The following is a 17,975-nucleotide window of genomic DNA, read 5'->3' as shown; positions in this document are numbered from 1 at the left end:
AATTGTCTTGACATACGCGGCCGCACACGGCTCTCATTGACGGCTAAGTTACTCGCCAGTAGGTTTATGTACTGCACAGTCCCGCCCGGGGTATTAGTCTTTAGGCAACCCCCTGCGCGGGACTTCAGATATCAAAGGAGCTATAGTGCGCGAATTCAGTGTTCCGCCCCTGGTTGTTGTCCCACCCGAATCCAACATCACCGACCTGGTGTTGCGGCAGGCAGGCAAGGCCAGCAATCCGGCACTGTTTTCGCGCCTGGATGCCGGGGGCGCGTGGCAGAACGTTGCCGCCACGGACTTCCTGGCAGATGTCAGGGCCTTGGCCAAGGGCCTGATCGCCAGCGGCGTTGCTGCAGGCGACCGCGTGGGCATCATGTCCCGCACCCGTTACGAGTGGGCACTGGTCGACTTCTCCATCTGGTTCGCCGGTGCAGTGTCGGTCCCCATCTATGAAACGTCGTCCCCGTCCCAGGTCGCCTGGAACCTCGGGGATTCGGGCGCTGTGGCCGCTTTCGGCGAATCCGCGCACCACGAGAACGTCATCCGCCAGGCCGTTACGGCTGAGGGGCTCACCGACGTGCAGCACGTCTGGCAGCTTGAGGGCCAGGGACTGGACGCGCTCCGCGATGCCGGCCGGGACGTCAGCGATGAAGAACTCGAAAAGCGACGCAGCGCAGCGAACCTTGGCGACGTCGCCACCATCATCTACACCTCCGGAACCACGGGACGGCCCAAGGGCTGCGAGCTGACGCACGGGAACTTCGTGGAGCTCTCGGACAACGCCCTGGCCATCATCGGCGACATCGTCCACGAGAACGCCAAGACCATCATGTTCCTGCCGATGGCCCACGTGTTCGCCCGCTTCATTTCCGTGCTTGCGATGGCCGCCGGCACCACCGTGGCCCACACCCCCGACATCAAGAACCTCCTGGGCGACCTGCAGAGCTACGAGCCCACCTTCATCCTGGCGGTACCGAGGGTCTTCGAGAAGGTCTACAACTCCGCACTGACCAAAGCGGAGGACGGCGGCAAGGGCGCCATCTTCCACCGGGCAGCCGACACCGCCATTGCGTTCTCCAAGGCACGCCAGGACGGACGGGTGGGGCTGGGCCTGAAGTTGCGCCACGCCCTGTTCGACAAACTGGTGTACGGCAAGTTGCGGGCGGCAATGGGCGGACACGTCGCGCACGCCGTGTCCGGCGGCGGCCCCCTGGGCGAGCGGCTGGGTCATTTCTTCCAAGGAATCGGGCTGCAGGTGCTGGAGGGATACGGCCTCACCGAGACCACCGCTCCCATCACGGTCAACACGCCGTCACGGATCAAGATCGGATCGGTGGGCAAGCCGCTGCCGGGCAACGCGGTCAAGATCGCCGACGACGGCGAGATCCTGGCCAAGGGCGTCTGCGTCATGCGGGGCTACTACCGACGGGAGGACCTCACCGGCGAGGCGTTCACCGACGGCTGGTTCCACACCGGAGACATCGGCCGGCTGGACGAGGAAGGCTTCGTATGGATCACCGGGCGGAAGAAGGAGATCATCGTTACCGCCGGCGGCAAGAACGTGATCCCGGCCCTCCTGGAGGACCAGATCCGCGCCGACGCCCTGGTCTCCCAGGTCCTGGTGGTGGGCGACAACAGGCCCTTCATCGGCGCCTTGGTGACCCTGGACCAGGAAGCACTGCCGGGCTGGCTCCAGCGCCACGGCCTTCCAGCGGACACGACGCTCGAGCAGGCCGCGGGCAATCCGGTAGTGAAGGCGGCGGTGCAGGACCTGATCACCGCGGCAAACACGTCGGTCTCGCAGGCCGAAGCCATCAAGTCCTTCCGGATCGTTCCGGCGGACTTCACCGAGGCTTCCGGGCACCTGACCCCTTCCATGAAGGTGAAGCGGGCCCAGGTGATAAAGGACTTCGAAACGGTCATCGAGGAAATGTACTCCGCGCCGCGTTCGTAGCAAGGCGCCGGCAGACGAAGGGGGCCTCCCGTTGCCGGGAGGCCCCCTTCGTTTACCTGGCTGTGGCCCGTCTACTCCTCGATCACCAGCAGCAGATCCCCGCCTTGGACCTGCTCGACGGCGGAGATGGCGAGCCTGGCCACCTTGCCGGCTACCGGCGTCGTGATGGAAGCTTCCATCTTCATCGCTTCGATCGTTGCCACGGTGTCTCCGGGCTTGACGGTGTCGCCGGGCTTGACGGTGACAGTGACGGCGCCGGCGAAGGGTGCCGCCACCTGGCCCGGCTGGCCGGGATCGGCTTTCTCGGCCGCCTTGACGTTGCTGACCACGGAACGGTCCCGCACCACGACCGGCCGGGACTGGCCGTTGAGGGTGCACATGACGGTGCGCATGCCCTTCTCGTCCGGCTCCGAGACGGCTTCCAGGGAGGCGATGAGGCGGACTCCGCGTTCCAGCTGGATTTCGTGCTCGGTGCCGCGCTGGAGTCCGTAGAGGTAGTCCCGGGTATCCAGCACGGAGATGTTGCCGTACGTGTCCACGCTCTTGAGGTAGTCCTTGGTGGGTCCGTCGAAAAGCAACCGGTTCAGCGTGTGCTGGCGGGTCTTCGAATCGGACTTCAGGGCCGCGCTGTCCTCGGCGCTGAGCTCGGCATCGCGGACCTTTACGCTCCTGCCCTGCAGGGCCTTGGTGCGGAAGGGCTCGGGCCAGCCTCCCGGAGGATCACCGAGCTCGCCGGACAGGAAACCGATGACGGAGTCGGGGATGTCGTAATTCTGTGGATTCGCTTCAAAATCCGCGGGATCGGCGTTGAGGCCCACCAAGTGGAGCGCGAGGTCACCCACCACCTTCGAGGACGGCGTCACCTTGACCAAGTGGCCCAGGATCCGGTCCGCGGCCGTGTACATGTCCTCGATCGCTTCGAAGCGCTCCCCCAGGCCCAATGCCATGGCCTGCTGGCGGAGGTTGGACAGCTGGCCGCCGGGGATTTCGTGCTTGTATACGCGGCCGGTGGGGCCCGGCAGGCCGGACTCGAACGGGGCGTACACGCGGCGCACCGCTTCCCAGTACGGTTCCAGCGAGCTGACCGCATCCAGGCTGATGCCGGTGTCGCGCGGCGTGTGGGCCAGGGCCGCAACAAGGGCCGACGCCGAGGGCTGGCTGGTGGTGCCGGCCAGCGATGCAGCTGCGACATCCACGGCGTCCACACCGGCGTCGACAGCGGCGAGCAGGGTGGCCAGCTGGCCGCCCGCCGTGTCGTGCGTGTGCAGGTGGACGGGCAGGTCGAACCGTTCCCGCAAGGCGGCCACGAGCTTTGCCGCGGCCGCAGGGCGGAGCAGGCCCGCCATGTCCTTGATGGCCAGGATATGGGCGCCGGCGTCCACGATCTTCTGCGCCAGCTCCAAGTAGTAGTCAAGGGTGTACAGCTTCTCTTCCGGGTCCAGCATGTCGCCGGTGTAGCAGAGCGCCACTTCGGCGACGGCGGTGCCGGTGGCGCGGACCGCCCGGATGGCCGGGGCCATCTGGCTGACGTCGTTCAGGGCGTCAAAGATACGGAAGATGTCGATGCCGGTGGCGGCGGCCTCGTTCACGAAGGCCTCCGTCACTTCTTCGGGGTACGGCGTGTAGCCAACCGTGTTGCGGCCGCGAAGGAGCATCTGGATGCACACGTTCGGCATCGCCTTGCGCAGCGCGGCGAGCCGGTCCCAGGGGTCCTCACCGAGGAAGCGGAGGGCGACATCGTAGGTTGCGCCGCCCCACGCCTCAACGGACAGCAGCTGCGGGAGCAACGCCGTGACGGCGGGCCCGGCGGCAACGAGGTCGCGGGTGCGGACGCGGGTGGCCAGCAGGGACTGGTGTGCGTCGCGGAACGTGGTGTCCGTGACCGCCACGGCGGTCTGCTCGCGCAATGCCTTGGCGAAGCCCTCCGGGCCCAGCTCAAGGAGCCTCTGGCGCGAACCCGCTGCCGCCTCCTGGCCCTTGACGTCCGGCAGCTTGTCGGCGGGGTTGGAGTGCACGGTCAGCTCGCCGTTGGGTTTGTTGACGGTGACCTCGGCCAGCCACGTCAGGAGCTTGGTGCCACGGTCGGCCGAGACACGGGCCTTGAGCAGTTCAGGGCGCTGGTCGATGAAGTTGGTGGCGACATCGCCTGCGATGAAATCGGGGTCGTCCAGGACGGCCTGGAGGAAGGGAATGTTCGTGGAGACACCGCGGATGCGGAACTCGGCCAGGGCACGGCGGGCACGGGCCACCGCTGACGGGTAGTCCCGGCCGCGGCAGGTGAGCTTAACCAGCATGGAGTCGAAGTGGGGGCTGATCTCGGCACCGGAGTACACAGTGCCGCCGTCGAGCCGCACGCCGGCGCCGCCGGCCGAGCGGTAGCCGGTGATCTTTCCGACGTCGGGCCGGAAACCATTGGCGGGATCCTCGGTGGTGATGCGGCTCTGCAAGGCGGCGCCGCGGAGTTTAACGGTGTCCTGGGACAGTCCAAGGTCGGCCAGGGTCTCGCCGGAGGCGATCCGCATCTGGGCCTGGACCAGGTCCACGTCCGTGACTTCCTCGGTGACGGTGTGCTCCACCTGGATGCGAGGGTTCATTTCGATGAAGACGTGCTGGCCGGCCCGCTCACCCTCGGTGTCCACCAGGAATTCGACCGTGCCCGCGTTGACGTAGTTCAGGGCCTTGGCGAATTTCACGGCGTCCCGGTAGAGGGCCTGCCGGATTCCCTCATCGAGGTTGGGGGCGGGAGCGATCTCGATGACCTTCTGGTGCCGCCGCTGGATGGAGCAGTCGCGCTCGAAGAGGTGCATGACGTTGCCCTCTGCGTCGGCAAGGATCTGCACCTCGATGTGGCGGGGGCGCAGGACGGCCTGCTCCAGGAACATGGTGGGGTCACCGAAGGCCGCGTCCGCCTCGCGCATGGCGGACTTCAGGGCCTCAGGCAGGGCGTCGCGGGTGTCCACCCGGCGCATGCCGCGGCCGCCGCCGCCCGCTACAGCCTTTGCGAAGATGGGAAATCCGATCTCGTCGGCGGCCGCCAGCAGCTCGTCCAGGTCCCTGGAGGGCTCGCTGGACTTCAGTACGGGGACACCGGCCTCGCGGGCAGCCTTGAGGGCCGCCACCTTGTTGCCGGCAAGCTCCAGCACTTCCGCAGGCGGACCAACGAAGGTGATGCCGGCGGCCTTCGCCGCGCGGGCAAGCTCCGGGTTCTCGGAGAGGAAGCCATAACCCGGGTAAATCGCGTCCGCGCCCGACTCCTTGGCAACCCGGACCACCTCAGCCACGTCCAGGTAGGCCCGGACAGGGTGTCCTTCCTCGCCGATCAGGTAGGCCTCGTCCGCTTTCTGGCGATGGATCGAGTTTCGGTCCTCCTGCGGAAAAACGGCAACGGTCTTGGCACCCAGCTCATAGCCGGCGCGGAAGGCCCTGATCGCGATTTCACCGCGGTTGGCCACCAGAACTTTGGAAAACATACTTCTCCTGCATCATTGCGGGGTGGATCGAATGAGTGGTCACAGTGTCTAGGACCTACAAGGACAAACACAAATCTTTGTGGCCACCATCACAGATTTCCCCGTCATGTCCCGAACGCTTTCAGCGTGGCTGGCGGAAACCGCCCCGGCAGCACAGTCGGTGCCATGCCGACGCCCGATAAAACAGGATTCGCCGACGCATCAACATATGATGAGTAGGGCGGCAGGACCGTCCGGCTTCGGCTCTGCCGAGGCAAACATTACCCCCAACACGGCATCCGGCGTTAGGTTTTGGTCTCTCAAGTGCAAGTAGTCAGCATCAGCAGCCTTAAGGGTGGAGTCGGCAAGACTTCCGTCACCACAGGATTGGCGTCTGCGGCGCTGGCCGCCGGAATTCGCACACTGGTGGTGGACCTGGATCCGCACGCCGACGCCACCACGGCACTGGGAGTCCAGCCCGGAGACCATCTGGACATCGGCAGGATGCTGAAGAGCCCCCGCCGGGCAAAGATGGCCGAGAACGTGGTGCGAAGCAACTGGGCTGACCGCGTCCCGGCCAACGGTTCCGGGCCCGCCGTCCTGGACGTCGCCGTCGGCTCCGCCTACACGGGCATCTACGATCGGCCGGACCTTGGCCGCCGCGACCTCCGCAGGCTGTCGGCCGTACTTGCCGGCGCCGGGGACTACCAGCTGGTCCTGATCGACTGCCCGCCGTCCCTCAACGGGCTGACCCGCATGGCATGGGCCGCCAGCGACAAGGTGGCCCTGGTCGCCGAGCCCGGCCTCTTCTCGGTGGCAGGCACGGAACGCACCATGCGCGCCATCCAGCTGTTCCGCCAGGAGTTCGCCCCCAATCTTTCGCCTGCCGGCATCGTGGCCAACCGGGTCCGCACGGGTTCCTCCGAGCACACCTACCGGCTGGCGGAGATGGAGTCCATGTTCGGCGAACTCCTGCTGAGCCCGAGGATCCCGGAGCAGGCCAATTGGCAGCAGATCCAGGGTGCGGCCCACCCCGTGCATCACTGGCCCGGCGATTCGGCCAAGTCCGCGGCGGCATTGTTTGACGACCTCCTGGCCAACCTCATGGCCGCAGGCGCCGGCCTGCGGAGCCGTACCCGCTAGGACCCGTTCCAACAATTAAGGGCCACCCTCCGTCCGGAGGGTGGCCCTTAATTGTTGGAACGGGTGTCAGCTGATCTTCCGCGCCGCACGGCGCTTGCTCAGTTCGTCGTCGGGAAAGGATTGCTCCGCGGCATGTTCGCTGGGCAGCGACGCGAGGCTGCCTTCCACTTCCCGCCAGACACGGCCAACGGCGATGCCAAAGACTCCCTGGCCACCCTGGACGAGGTCTATGACCTCATCCGCGGACGTGCACTCGTAGACGCTTGCACCGTCGCTCATGAGCGTAATCTGTGCCAGGTCCTCGACGCCGCGCTCCCGGAGGTGTTCGACGGCGGTCCGGATCTGCTGCAGGGAGACCCCGGTATCCAGGAGGCGCTTGACCACTTTGAGGACCAGGATGTCCCGGAAGCCGTACAGCCGTTGTGAGCCGGAGCCGGCGGCACCGCGGACGGCGGGTTCAACCAAACCGGTCCTCGCCCAGTAGTCGAGCTGCCGGTAAGTGATGCCTGCGGCTTTGCAGGCAGTGGGGCCGCGGTAGCCTGCGTCCTCATCCAGTACCGGAAGGTCCTCGGTGAACAGGAGGCCCTGGGCACCGCTCACGGGCACAGCAACACCAGCTGTGGGCTGTTTCAGCCCGCCTGCTTCGCCTTTGGGACTCACCTGGATCCTCCTTGTCGTACGCTCCCAGGAACTCTCTAAGGCAGCTTCGGCATGAAGACCATGCGTGTAATTGTCGCGGGGCGCACTTTCCAGTGTGACTTGCGCGGCTGCCGTAAGCAAGGGAACTTGATACTTCGACGTTAGGCCCGGCAGGTCCCCAGGTCAAAGACGTTGGGGGGTTGAAAGAGGCGTGTCGAAACTTTCAGCCTCAACTTTAACCTTAACGTGACCTTAGCCGTCGAAATCCTCGGGCTCCACGTCGTCGAGGAACTCGCGGAACCGGCGCATTTCGCGTTCTTCGTCCACCGTGGGGCCCGGCTCGGTGTCCTCCCCCTCATCATGTTCCGTGATGCGCACTCCGGCCTCGTCCATGACCGAATCGGCACACCAGATCCGGCACTTGGCCCGCAGCGCGATGGCCAGGGCGTCGGAGGCCCGGGAGCTGACCGTGGTGCCGTTCTCGAACTGCAGCTGGCCATAGAAAATGTTGTCTTCCACGGCCACGATGTTGACGCTGACCACGGAGTGCCCCAGCGACTCCACCACGTCCACCAGGAGATCGTGCGTCATGGGCCGGGGCGGGACAACACCCTGCTGGGCGAGCGCAATGGCACTGGCCTCGGGGGTGCCGATCCAGATGGGCACGTGGCGTTCGCCGTGCATCTCCTTGAGCAGGACCAGCGGCTGGTTGGACGGCAATTCGATGCGAACGCCTACGATCTCTACTTCAATCATCAGATGTCCATGCGTGAGATGTGGTCTTGCACCAGGGCCCGGTGCAGGGTGAGGCAAAGATCGCTGATCTCGCGGGCGGCCTCGGCCGCGCGTGCCTGCGATGCCGAGTCCTTGCGCGAGGCCAGCGGCGCGACGGCACGTTCCACGAGGCCGAATTCCCTCTCGGCCGCCGCCTGGAAGGGGCGAAGGTGGCGCGGCTCGAGCCCATGGCTTTCCAGCTGCACGCACGCGCGGGCAACCTGGAGGGCATGCTCATCGAACTGGCCGTTGCTGTGGCTGATGAGGCCGAAGCTCAGCAGGGACTGCAGCAGGGGGACGCTGGCTCCGGATTCGGTCCGAAGTTGCTCCTCGCTCAGTTTCCTGCCCCGGTTCTGCAACTCGGCGGCAAGTTCGTCCGAGACAATACGAGGGGACACCACGACGCCGGGGGGCAGGTTTTCCGGCCGCTCTCCCCTGTCGATTGCGTCAAGGTAGTCCTTGATGACCTTCAGGGGCAGGTACTGGTCGCGCTGCAGGGCCAGCACGAACCGCAGGCGTTCGACGTCGCCGTCGGAGTACTGGCGGTAGCCGGCAGGTGTGCGGCGCGGATTGATCAGGCCCTTTTCCTCAAGGAAGCGGATTTTCGACGCCGTCATGCCCGGGAAGTCAGCGCTGAGCTGGGCGAGGACCTCGCCGATATTCAGGACCTGGGGGCCCCGGCGTTCCGGTTGTGCCATTGCCACAGGCAGTGGTCCCCGGGTCAGCTGCGGCCTGCAGCCGTGGCAGGGCTCAGGTAGAAGGTGAGGCGGAACTTGCCGATCTGGACTTCGCTGCCGGACTTGAGCTCCACGCTGTCCACCCGGTCGTGGTTGACGTAGGTGCCATTGAGGCTGTTCTTGTCCACGACTTCGAAGCTGCGAGCGGTGCGGCGGAATTCGACGTGCCGGCGCGAGACCGTGACATCGTCCAGGAAGATATCCGCATCCGGGTGGCGGCCTGCGGTGGTCACGTCCGAATCCAGGAGGAACCGGGCACCGGCGTTCGGGCCGCTGTGCGCTACCAGCAGCGCGGAACCGGCAGGCAGGGCCTCCACGGAATTGCGCTCGTCCGAAGAGAGCTTCGGGGCGATGGTGGGCTCGTCGGTGACCGGCGTGAGATGGATCGAGGTGGTCTCCGACGCCTTAGCCGCACCCGTGCCGTAATCCCCATCGGCAGGGTTGTGTCTGTGGCCAGCCATGGATTCCTCCTCTTAGATGTGCAGGGCCTTGGCCCGCAACCGACGATTGCTCACCGGCCCTGCCCGGCAGGTCCGGCGCCGGCGCCCGATCCGGCCACTGACGTGCGAAGACGTCCTGCCTGCGACGCGGGGCCGGACCGGATTAACCGGTTAGCTTTAGCCTACCTGTTGTTCGTACTCCGATGCACTGAGCAGCGACTCGACGGCGTCAGGTTCGGCCAGTTTGACCTCGATCAGCCAGCCATCACCGTAGGGATCGGTGTTGATCAGGGCGGAATCGCTGTCCAGGGAGTCGTTGCGCGCCACGACTTCGCCGGAAACGGGTGCGTAGATGTCGCTCACGCTCTTGGTGGACTCGACCTCGCCCACCACTTCGTTTGCCGTAATCTTCGTGCCGACTTCCGGCATCTGGGCGTAGACGACGTCGCCAAGCGCGTCCTGGGCGAAGTCGGTGATTCCCACGCGGACCACGCCGTCGGCATTGGGGGCCGTAACCCACTCATGTTCGGCGGTGTAGGACAGGTCTTCGGGAATGTTGCTCATGGGGGGCCTTTCATCGGGGTGCGCGCCAAGGTCACGAGGGGCCCGGAAATCGGGCCGCCGCTGAAAGTATAGGCACAACTGCCGGGGCGGGCGCCGGGGTTTCTGACAAGATGGGACCCATGAGTGCAAGCACTGGTGCAGCATCCCTGCGGCGGGGCGGGTAAGCCATGCCGGAACTGCCCGAAGTGGCCGGCCTGGCCACGTTCCTGGACGAGCAGCTGCGCGGGTGCACGATCTCAAGGTTGCAGATCGTGTCCTTCGCCGTCCTCAAAACCGCCGACCCGCCCTTCAGCGCCCTTGAGGGACAGCTGGTCTCCGGGGTCCGGCGGTTCGGCAAGTTCATCAGCATCGACACCGCGGGCGTGTCGCTGGTATTCCACCTGGCGCGAGCGGGGTGGGTGCGCTTCACCGACTCCCCCGCCGACAGCCAGCTTCGGATGGGCAAGGGCCTGATCGCCGTCCGGTGCACCTTTGCCGGCCCGGACGGCCCGCGGGGCCTGGACCTGACCGAAGCGGGCACCAAGAAAAGCCTGGCGGTCTATGTGGTGCGCGATCCGCAGGATGTGCCGGGAATTGCGGCGCTGGGTCCCGATCCGTTCACGGAGGCGTTCGACGCCGGCATGCTGGCGGAGATCCTGCAGGGCAGTTCGCAGCAGATCAAGGGGCTGCTGCGCAGCCAAAGCGTCATTGCCGGCATCGGCAATGCCTACAGCGACGAAATCCTGCACGCCGCGCGGATCTCCCCGTTCGCCATCGCCAAGTCCCTGGACCGGGAAACGGTCCAGGTGCTCTACGACGCCATCCACAGCGTGTTGGGCCAGGCGCTGGTGGAAGCCCGCGGCAAGCCGCCCAAAGACCTCAAGGACGTCAAGCGAAGCCACATGCGGGTCCACGCCCGCGCCGGCCAGCCCTGCCCCGTGTGCGGCGACACCGTGCGTGAAGTGTCGTTCGCGGACACGGCGCTGCAGTACTGCCCCACCTGCCAGACCAAGGGCAAGATCCTGGCGGACCGGAGGACGTCGAAGTTCTTGAAATAGGCAGTCCCGGAACCAGGCATCCGGTCCAGATCGGGAACGGCCGGGAACGCCAAAAAAAGCGGAAAGCGCCGGAGATGATCTCCGGCGCTTTCCGCTTTTTGGTCGGGCTGACAGGATTTGAACCTGCGACCCCTTGACCCCCAGTCAAGTGCGCTACCAAGCTGCGCTACAGCCCGCTGGTTCCGCCGTTCTCCGCTGACCCGGATCCAAGGATTCCTCCAAGGATTTCCATCAGCAGTCCGGCCGAACCACCTAGAAGAGCTTACACGATCCGGAGGGGTGCCAGTGACACTTTCCGGCGATCAGCCCCAAGGTGTGTCGCAATTAACGCTTGCGGCCGCGCTTCTCACGCACGCGCATGCTCACCTCGATGGGAGTACCTTCGAAGCCGAAGGTTTCCCGCAGCCGCCGGGTGATGAACCGGCGGTAACCGGGGTCCAGGAAGCCGGTGGTGAACAAGACGAACTTCGGCGGCCGGCTGGAGGCCTGGGTGCCGAAGAGGATGCGCGGCTGCTTGCCGCCACGGACCGGGTGCGGGTGCGCGGCCACGAGTTCGCCGAGGAAGGCATTGAGGCGCCCGGTGGGGATGCGCCGGTCCCAGTTCTCCAGGGCCAGGTCCAGGGCCGGAACCAGGCGGTCTTTGTGCCAGCCGGTCTTGGCGGAGATGTTGACCCGCGGAGCCCATTCGACGTGGGCAAGGTCCTGCTCGATTTCCCGTTCCAGGTAGCGGCGGCGTTCGTCGTCGAGCAGGTCCCACTTGTTGAAGGCCAGCACCAGGGCGCGTCCGGACTCGATGGCCAGCTGCAGGATACGGACGTCCTGTTCACTGAGGACCTCGTCCACCGCCAGGAGGACGACGGCGACCTCCGCCTTTTCGAGGGCGGCCTGCGTCCGCAGGGAAGCATAGTAGTCCGCACCCTGGGCCATGTGCTGGCGGCGGCGGATACCGGCGGTGTCCACGAAGCGCCACGTGCGGCCGCCGAGTTCGATGAATTCGTCCACGGGGTCACGGGTGGTGCCGGCGGTGTTGTCCACCACCACGCGTTCGGATCCGGCGAGCTTGTTCAGCAGGGAGGACTTGCCCACGTTGGGACGGCCGATCAGGGCGATCCGGCGGGGACCCCCGGATCGTTCCACGCCCTCGACGGTGGAGAACTCGGGGAGGATGTCCATGACGTGGTCCAAGAGGTCTGCCACGCCGCGGCCGTGCAGCGCTGATACCGGGTACGGTTGGCCGAAGCCGAGGCCCCACAGTGCGGCGCTGTCCGCTTCCTGGGCGAAGTCGTCCACCTTGTTGGCCACCATGATGACCGGCTTCTTGCTGCGGCGAAGCATCTTCATGACGCCTTCGTCCGTGGCGGTGGCTCCGACGGCGGAGTCCACCACGAAGAGGACGGCGTCGGCAAGTTCCACGGCCATCTCGGCCTGCTCGGCCACGCGGGCGTGGATGCCGCGGGCGTCATGTTCCCATCCGCCGGTGTCCACCAAAGTGAAGTTGCGGCCGTTCCAGTTCGCCGAGTACATGACGCGGTCCCGGGTGACGCCGGGGGTGTCCTCCACCACGGCCTCACGCCGGCCCAGGATCCGGTTCACCAGCGTGGACTTGCCCACGTTCGGGCGGCCGATAATGGCCAGGACCGGATCCAGCTTAAGCGGACCCTCAAGGTCTTCGTCGCCGTAGTCTCCACTGAGCAGGGCGGCGTCGTCCTCGTCGAGGTCGTAGTCCTCAAGGCCGGCCCGGAGGGAGGCGGCACGCAGCTCCGCTTCGTCGTCGTCTATTGCCGCCAGCCGTTCGGCGACCTGGTCGCTGCCGGAGGGTACGTATTCGTCATCGCCGGCACCGGAATGCCCGGAAGTCTGGGTGGTGTCGCTCATTGCACTGTCCTTAGTGGTCATCTGCCGGCGTCCCCGGCTACTGCTGTCAGGTCTTGGTGATCAGCGAAAGGCAAGGGCTGCCCGCTGATGGTGATGGTGTCCTGGACATGCCCCGCCAGGGCCGCGCGGATTTCCTGCGCCGCCCTGTCCATTGAAGCACGCCCGCTTTCGCCGGCCCGGCGGGCCAGGGTAAGGGCTGTCCCGAAGCTGACGTGGAAACGCCGCCCGGGCCGCGGAACCGAATCCAGGTGTTCGGCTCCCTGGCGGGTCCCGAGGATGGCCACCGGAACCACCGGCGCGCCGGTGTTCAGGGCCAGCCACGCCACGCCGCCGTTGATGTCTTCTGCTGCCCCGCTCCCCCGCGTTCCCTCGGGGAGAATCCCGACGCAGCGTCCGGCGTCGAGCACGGCCTTGCAGCGCTGCAGCGCACCCCTGTCCCCCCGGCGGTCAACGGGAAGTTGTCCGGAGGCGGTGAGCAGCCGGCCCAGGAAGCCTTTGAACATCTCCTGCTTCACCAGGATGTGCATAGGCCGTGGGGCCGCGCCGAACATCACCGGCCCGTCCAGGAAGCTGATGTGGTTGGCCGCAAAGATGACGGGACCACCGGTGGGGACGTTGCTCCTGCCGGTCACGGAGGTCCGGTAAACCACATGGTCCAGCACCCAGCCCACGGGCCTGCTCCATACCGTGGTCAAACCGGACGGCAGGCCGGCTCCGGTGTCAGTCACGGTTGAGCACCTTGGTGACGATCACGAGCGCGGCGTCCACCGTCTGCTCGAAGTCCAAGTCCGAGGAGTCCAGGGTGACCACGCCGTCCGCCGCCTGCGTGAAATTGACCACGGTTGAGTCCTTGGCATCCCGGTGCGTGACCTGGGCGGCAAGTTGCTCGGCGTTCTGGGTGCCGCCCAGTTGGATGCCGCGCCGGCGCAGCCGGGCTTCCTCGCTGGCGGTGAGGAGCATGCGCACTTCGGCGCCGGGCGCGACGACGGTAGTGATGTCCCGGCCTTCCACCACCATGCGGCGGTGGTGCTTTTCGATCAGGTCCCGCTGCCGGCGGATCAGTTCGGTCCGGGCGCCGAGCGTGGTGGCGACGGCGCTGACGGTCGAGGAGATCGCGGGCTCACGGATGGCATCAGTGACGTCCACGCCGCCTACCCGCACGTATTCCTCCTGCGGGCTGGTGCTCAATTCCAGCACAAAGTCGCGGGACGCCTGCTCCACGGCCGGGGTGTCCGCCAGGTCGATGCCCTCGCTCACGCAGTACCAGGTCAGGGCACGGTACATGGCACCGGTGTCCAGGTAGGCAAGACGGAGCCGGCGGGCGACCTCCTTGCTCACGCTGGATTTGCCGGAGCCGGACGGCCCGTCGATGGCGACCACCAGGGGCCGGCCGATGCGCAGCGCGCGCATGGTTTCGAGAAGTTCCTGTGTCATTACTGAAGTACCCGCCATCCGCGGTCGTTGAGGGCTTCGATCAGGTGGTCGTGCTTGTTCGGCAACACTGACAATTCCACCATGCCGACGTTTTGTCCGGATGAATGATCCAGCCGAAGATCTTCGACGTTCACGCCGATTTCACCGATTTCGGTGAGAAGCTGCGCGATCTGGCCCGGTTTGTCATCCACCAGCACCGTCAGCCAGGAATACGCCTGTGGTGGCCCGCCGTGCTTGCCGGGAATCCGCGCCTGCCCGGCGTTGCCCTCACTGATGAGCTGGGCAAGGTCCAGGCGGGCACCCGGTGCAGTGGGCTGCTCCAAGGTTCCGATGAGCCGGTTCAGGTCCTCGCGGACGCCATAAAGGATCTCTACGACCTTGGCCGCGTTGCCGCCAAGGATTTGAACCCACAGGGTGGGATCGCTGGCGGCGATCCTGGTGACGTCGCGCAGGCCGTTCCCCGCCAGGGACAGGGCATGCAGCGGCGTGCCCTGCAGCCTGCTCGCCAGCAGCGAAGACATGACCTGGGGCAGGTGCGACACCAGGGCGACGGCTTCATCGTGCTCTTCCGCCGTGAACTGCGAGACGACGGCTCCCAGGTCCGAGGCAAGCGAGCGGGCCACCTGCAAAGCGTGGTCCGAGGTTTCCTCCGACGGGCAGAGCACCCACGGCATGGAAGTGAACAGCTCGCCGCGGGCGGCTACCGGACCGGACTTTTCCCTTCCGGCCATGGGATGGGTGCCCACATACCGTGAAAGGTCGGCGCCCAGGCTCCGGAGCCGGGCAAGGATGTCCGCCTTGACACTGGCAATGTCCACGACCACGGCGTCAGGGTAGTCGGAGAGTGCTTGGCAGACGACGTCGGCCGTAACGTCCGGCGGGGCGGCAACCACGACGAGCTGGGCTTTTCCGCTGCCGAGCTCGGACAGCGGGCGGCCCGCCCCGATATCCACCGCCACCGCCTGATTGGTGGGTGAGGGGTCGGACAGGAACACCGCTACGCCGCGCCCACGCAGGCCCAGCCCGATGCTGGCACCCAGCAGTCCGGCGCCAATGACCACCACAGGCCCGTCCAGGTGGCCGCGGCCGTGGCTTTTGAACGCGGACATGGATCAGAGCCCTACGGATGCCAGCAGGTGGCCGACTTCCTGCTTGCCCAGGTTACGGATGCTGCCCTGGCGCTGGTCTCCGAGCCCAATGGGGCCCACCTTGACGCGGACAAGCCGCTGGACCGGGAACCCGACAGCGTCGAAGAGGCGGCGCACAATCCGGTTCTTGCCGGAGTGGAGCACAACCTCGATCAGCACGTGGCCGGGCGTGGAGTCCACCAGCCGGAAGGAATCGACGCTGGCAAAGCCGTCCTCAAGCTCGACGCCGGCCTTCAGCTGGGCACCGACACCCTGCGGGAACGGCCCGCGCACCTGGACCAGGTAGGTCTTGGGCACCTCGTAGGAGGGGTGGGTCAGCCGGTTGGCGAGCTCGCCGTCGTTGGTCAGCAGCAGCAGCCCCTCGGTGGCGACGTCCAGCCGGCCCACGTGGAAGAGGCGTTCGCCGGTGTTCTTGTTGTTCTTGAGGAAATCGCTGATGCAGGGGCGGCCCTCCGGGTCCTCCATGGTGGACACCACGCCCTTGGGCTTGTTGAACACCATGTAGACCAGGTTTTCGTCCAGCTGGATCCGCAGGCCGTCGACGTGGATGACGGCGGTCTTGGGATCGACGCGGACACCGAGCTCGGTGACCACCTGGCCGTCCACTTCCACGCGGCCCTCCGCGATCATCTCTTCGCAGACACGCCGGGACGCCACACCAGCCGACGCCATCACCTTCTGGAGGCGGACGCCGTCGGCATCGTGGAGTTCGGACTGGGGAACGTTGCCGCGAGGGCCCTTCCTGCGGGCAGGTTTGCGGACCGGGCCAAGGTTCTGGCCGAAGCGTTCGCTGCCGAAGGCGCGGGACGCAGCAGCGCCGGGTGCACCCGTGCGCGATTTGGTCTTGGGTGCGCCGGGAGTTCCGGGTGCCTTCTTGGATCCCGGTTTGCGGGCAGCGGGCTTGCGCGACGACGGCGCCGCCGGCTTGGAGCCTCCTGCTGGGCGTCCTTGCTGGTCCCCGGCAAGGTCGGGGTCGATGAAGCGCTCCTCGCGCGGCTTCGGCGCCCGCTGCGGGCGGTCGCCGCCGAAGGCGGACGAACGCTTTGCCGCGCCGCCCCGGGAGCCTCCGCCCTGGTTGCCGCGCTGGGGTGAATTCCCGCGCTGTGACGCGTTGCGGTCGCTCCCGCCGCGTCCTGATCCGTTACGTGGTGAACCCTGGCGTCCCGCCTGTGTCATGACCCGTCCTTCGATGTTTTGGCCCGCAGAGATGTCCAAGGACAACCCTAGCCAGCCGTGCAGACTTCGTCTGCCCTGGTAAGTGAATTGACGCGGACAGGGAGTGCCCTGCCTACATCATGTCGGCGTCGTAGAACTCTGCGATCCCGTCGAGACCCGGTAGGTGCGGCGACAGGTGGGGCAACTCCTCCACTGAACCGATTCCCATCCGTTCAAGGAAATAGGAGGTGGTCCGGTAAAGGATTGCGCCGGACTCGGGATCGGTTCCCGCGTCTTCGATCAGCCCGCGCTGGGCGAGTGTCCGTACGACAGAATCAACATTGACTCCGCGAATTGCAGACACCCTGGCCCGTGAAACGGGTTGGCGGTACGCGATGACAGCCAGTGTTTCCAATGCCGCCTGGGTGAGCCTGGTGGTCTGCCCGTCGAGCACGTACTTGCCCACGATGTCGGCAAATTCGGCGCGGGAGTAGATCCGCCAGCCACCGGCGATGTTCCGCAATTCAAAACCCCGGGGCCTGGAGCCAAAGCCAGCGTGGCTGGCATTCTCCATATCCGGGGCGTTAACAGTATAGCCGTCATACTCGCGTTGAAGTTCTTCCAGCAGGGAGCGCACCGTGGCGGGCGTGAGGCCAACCCCCGCGGCGAGCTCATCCTCCGTGGCCGGCTCGTCCAGGACCATCAGGACGGCCTCAAGGGCGGCCTTGGCGCCCCCGGGAAGCCCGTCGGCGTCGTGGTCATCCCCAAAGTCCGCCCCCGGCTCCGGTTGTTGCGGTTCCAGGTTCACAGTTGTTCCTCGTATTCTTCGCTGAGATGCTCGGCCGACCAGTCCCGGCCATCGGCTGTCCAGTGGATCGCCAGCTCTGCCAGCGGGGACAGCTGGTCGAACGAGACCGCCTTGTCCCGGAACAGCTCCAACAGCGCCAGGAACCGGGCGACCACCACCAGGGTTGACCCGGCGTCGGCGATCAGGGAGCGGAAGGTCAGCGGGGACTGCCGTTGCAGGCGCAGGCCCAGCATCTCGGCCTGCTCCTTGACGCTGACGTTGCCCCCGTGGAGGTGGCCAAGGGCCACCTGCGGCGGCTGCGCCGGGGCCTTGGGCCGCAGTGCGGCCCCGGCCAGGGCGGCGAATTGTTCAGGCGTGTGCTTCCAGACGAGTTCGGGAAGCATCGCCGCGAACTGCTCCTCCAGTGCCACCTGCCGCGGGAAGCGCCGGCCCTCCTGGTGCAGGGTCTCGCCCAGGATTCCGGCCACGTGCTTGAAGGCCTTGTACTGGAGCAGCCGGGCGAAGAGCAGATCCCTCGCTTCGAGGAGGGCGATGTCTTCGTCATCCTCGACCTCGCCGGCGGGGAGGAGCCGTGCCGCCTTCAGGTCAAGAAGCGTCGCGGCAATCACCAGGAATTCGCTTGCCTCATCCAGCGCCCATTCTTCGCCGAGCTCCTGGAGTTTCCGGATGTACTTGATGAACTCATCCGTCACCGTGGCGATGGCCACCTCGGTGATGTCCAGCTGGTGCTTGGCAATGAGGCCCAGGAGGAGATCGAAAGGGCCGGTGAAGTTGGCCAGCCGCACCTCGAAGCCGGGCTTTGATTCGGCCACGGCGTT

The 17,975-nt window shown here is 66.3% G+C and carries 16 protein-coding genes and 1 tRNA gene; 3 read left to right on the top strand and 14 right to left on the bottom strand.

Features of this window, described 5'->3' with window-relative positions; translation table 11 throughout:
- Positions 1 to 145 precede the first annotated feature (145 nt).
- Positions 146 to 1,954 (top strand): AMP-dependent synthetase/ligase, encoded by a 1,809-nt coding sequence (locus tag DFO47_RS15275; RefSeq protein ID WP_109864338.1) that lies wholly within the window; start codon positions 146 to 148, stop codon positions 1,952 to 1,954.
- A gap of 71 nt (positions 1,955 to 2,025) precedes the next feature.
- Here the strand turns inward: DFO47_RS15275 and DFO47_RS15270 are convergent, their stop codons facing one another.
- Entirely contained in the window at positions 2,026 to 5,424 is a 3,399-nt protein-coding gene (locus DFO47_RS15270) for a pyruvate carboxylase (RefSeq protein ID WP_133832207.1), read from the bottom strand.
- 303 nt (positions 5,425 to 5,727) lie between these two features.
- Here DFO47_RS15270 and DFO47_RS15265 point away from each other — a divergent pair, with 303 nt between their 5' ends.
- A complete protein-coding gene (locus tag DFO47_RS15265) occupies positions 5,728 to 6,546 on the top strand; it encodes a ParA family protein (protein ID WP_026265085.1) in 819 nt (272 codons plus the stop codon).
- A gap of 66 nt (positions 6,547 to 6,612) precedes the next feature.
- Here the strand turns inward: DFO47_RS15265 and DFO47_RS15260 are convergent, their stop codons facing one another.
- The 5 genes from DFO47_RS15260 to gcvH form a co-directional block, all read right to left on the bottom strand.
- Entirely contained in the window at positions 6,613 to 7,206 is a 594-nt protein-coding gene (locus DFO47_RS15260) for a MerR family transcriptional regulator (RefSeq protein ID WP_018763528.1), read from the bottom strand.
- Positions 7,207 to 7,437: 231 nt separating this feature from the next.
- Positions 7,438 to 7,941, bottom strand: coding sequence for a bifunctional nuclease family protein (locus DFO47_RS15255; RefSeq protein WP_018763527.1), 504 nt, complete (start codon positions 7,939 to 7,941; stop codon positions 7,438 to 7,440).
- Entirely contained in the window at positions 7,941 to 8,657 is a 717-nt protein-coding gene (locus DFO47_RS15250; protein ID WP_018763526.1) for a MerR family transcriptional regulator, read from the bottom strand. The genes DFO47_RS15255 and DFO47_RS15250 overlap by 1 nt, the downstream gene beginning before the upstream one ends.
- Before the next feature lie 23 nt (positions 8,658 to 8,680).
- Positions 8,681 to 9,157: an FHA domain-containing protein gene (locus DFO47_RS15245; protein WP_018763525.1), complete on the bottom strand. Its 477-nt coding sequence runs from the start codon at positions 9,155 to 9,157 to the stop codon at positions 8,681 to 8,683.
- A 156-nt stretch (positions 9,158 to 9,313) separates the two neighbouring features.
- A complete protein-coding gene (gene gcvH, locus DFO47_RS15240; protein ID WP_018763524.1) occupies positions 9,314 to 9,700 on the bottom strand; it encodes a glycine cleavage system protein GcvH in 387 nt (128 codons plus the stop codon).
- A gap of 167 nt (positions 9,701 to 9,867) precedes the next feature.
- On the opposite strand from gcvH, the gene DFO47_RS15235 reads away from it, so the two are divergent.
- The gene (locus DFO47_RS15235; protein WP_018763523.1) at positions 9,868 to 10,737 is read left to right on the top strand and encodes a DNA-formamidopyrimidine glycosylase family protein; all 870 of its coding nucleotides are present in this window, start codon (positions 9,868 to 9,870) and stop codon (positions 10,735 to 10,737) included.
- 99 nt (positions 10,738 to 10,836) lie between these two features.
- Here the strand turns inward: DFO47_RS15235 and DFO47_RS15230 are convergent.
- The 8 genes from DFO47_RS15230 to DFO47_RS15195 all read right to left on the bottom strand — a co-directional run bounded on the left by DFO47_RS15230 (position 10,837) and on the right by DFO47_RS15195 (position 17,969).
- Positions 10,837 to 10,913: transfer RNA gene (locus DFO47_RS15230), tRNA-Pro, on the bottom strand.
- Positions 10,914 to 11,061: 148 nt separating this feature from the next.
- Complete coding sequence (gene der / locus DFO47_RS15225; RefSeq protein WP_018763522.1) at positions 11,062 to 12,612, bottom strand: ribosome biogenesis GTPase Der; 1,551 nt, start codon at positions 12,610 to 12,612, stop codon at positions 11,062 to 11,064.
- 17 nt (positions 12,613 to 12,629) lie between these two features.
- On the bottom strand, positions 12,630 to 13,283 hold the full coding sequence (locus DFO47_RS15220; protein WP_133832316.1) for a lysophospholipid acyltransferase family protein: 654 nt from the start codon (positions 13,281 to 13,283) through the stop codon (positions 12,630 to 12,632).
- A 49-nt stretch (positions 13,284 to 13,332) separates the two neighbouring features.
- Entirely contained in the window at positions 13,333 to 14,046 is a 714-nt protein-coding gene (gene cmk / locus DFO47_RS15215; RefSeq protein ID WP_133832206.1) for a (d)CMP kinase, read from the bottom strand.
- A complete protein-coding gene (locus DFO47_RS15210) occupies positions 14,046 to 15,155 on the bottom strand; it encodes a prephenate dehydrogenase (protein WP_018763519.1) in 1,110 nt (369 codons plus the stop codon). The genes cmk and DFO47_RS15210 overlap by 1 nt, the downstream gene beginning before the upstream one ends.
- Positions 15,156 to 15,158: 3 nt before the next feature.
- Positions 15,159 to 16,370, bottom strand: a complete 1,212-nt coding sequence (locus tag DFO47_RS15205) for a pseudouridine synthase (RefSeq protein ID WP_018763518.1) — start codon at positions 16,368 to 16,370, stop codon at positions 15,159 to 15,161.
- 112 nt (positions 16,371 to 16,482) lie between these two features.
- Positions 16,483 to 17,151 carry an SMC-Scp complex subunit ScpB gene (locus DFO47_RS15200; protein ID WP_051083583.1) on the bottom strand — a complete coding sequence of 223 codons (669 nt, stop codon included), beginning with the start codon at positions 17,149 to 17,151 and terminating at the stop codon, positions 16,483 to 16,485.
- Positions 17,152 to 17,153: 2 nt separating this feature from the next.
- Entirely contained in the window at positions 17,154 to 17,969 is an 816-nt protein-coding gene (locus DFO47_RS15195; protein ID WP_133832205.1) for a ScpA family protein, read from the bottom strand.
- Positions 17,970 to 17,975 lie beyond the last annotated feature (6 nt).

This window comes from Arthrobacter sp. AG258, assembly GCF_004364695.1.
In the GTDB taxonomy this organism is placed as follows: Bacteria; Actinomycetota; Actinomycetes; order Actinomycetales; family Micrococcaceae; genus Arthrobacter.
This window is presented reverse-complemented; position numbering and strand designations above follow the sequence as displayed.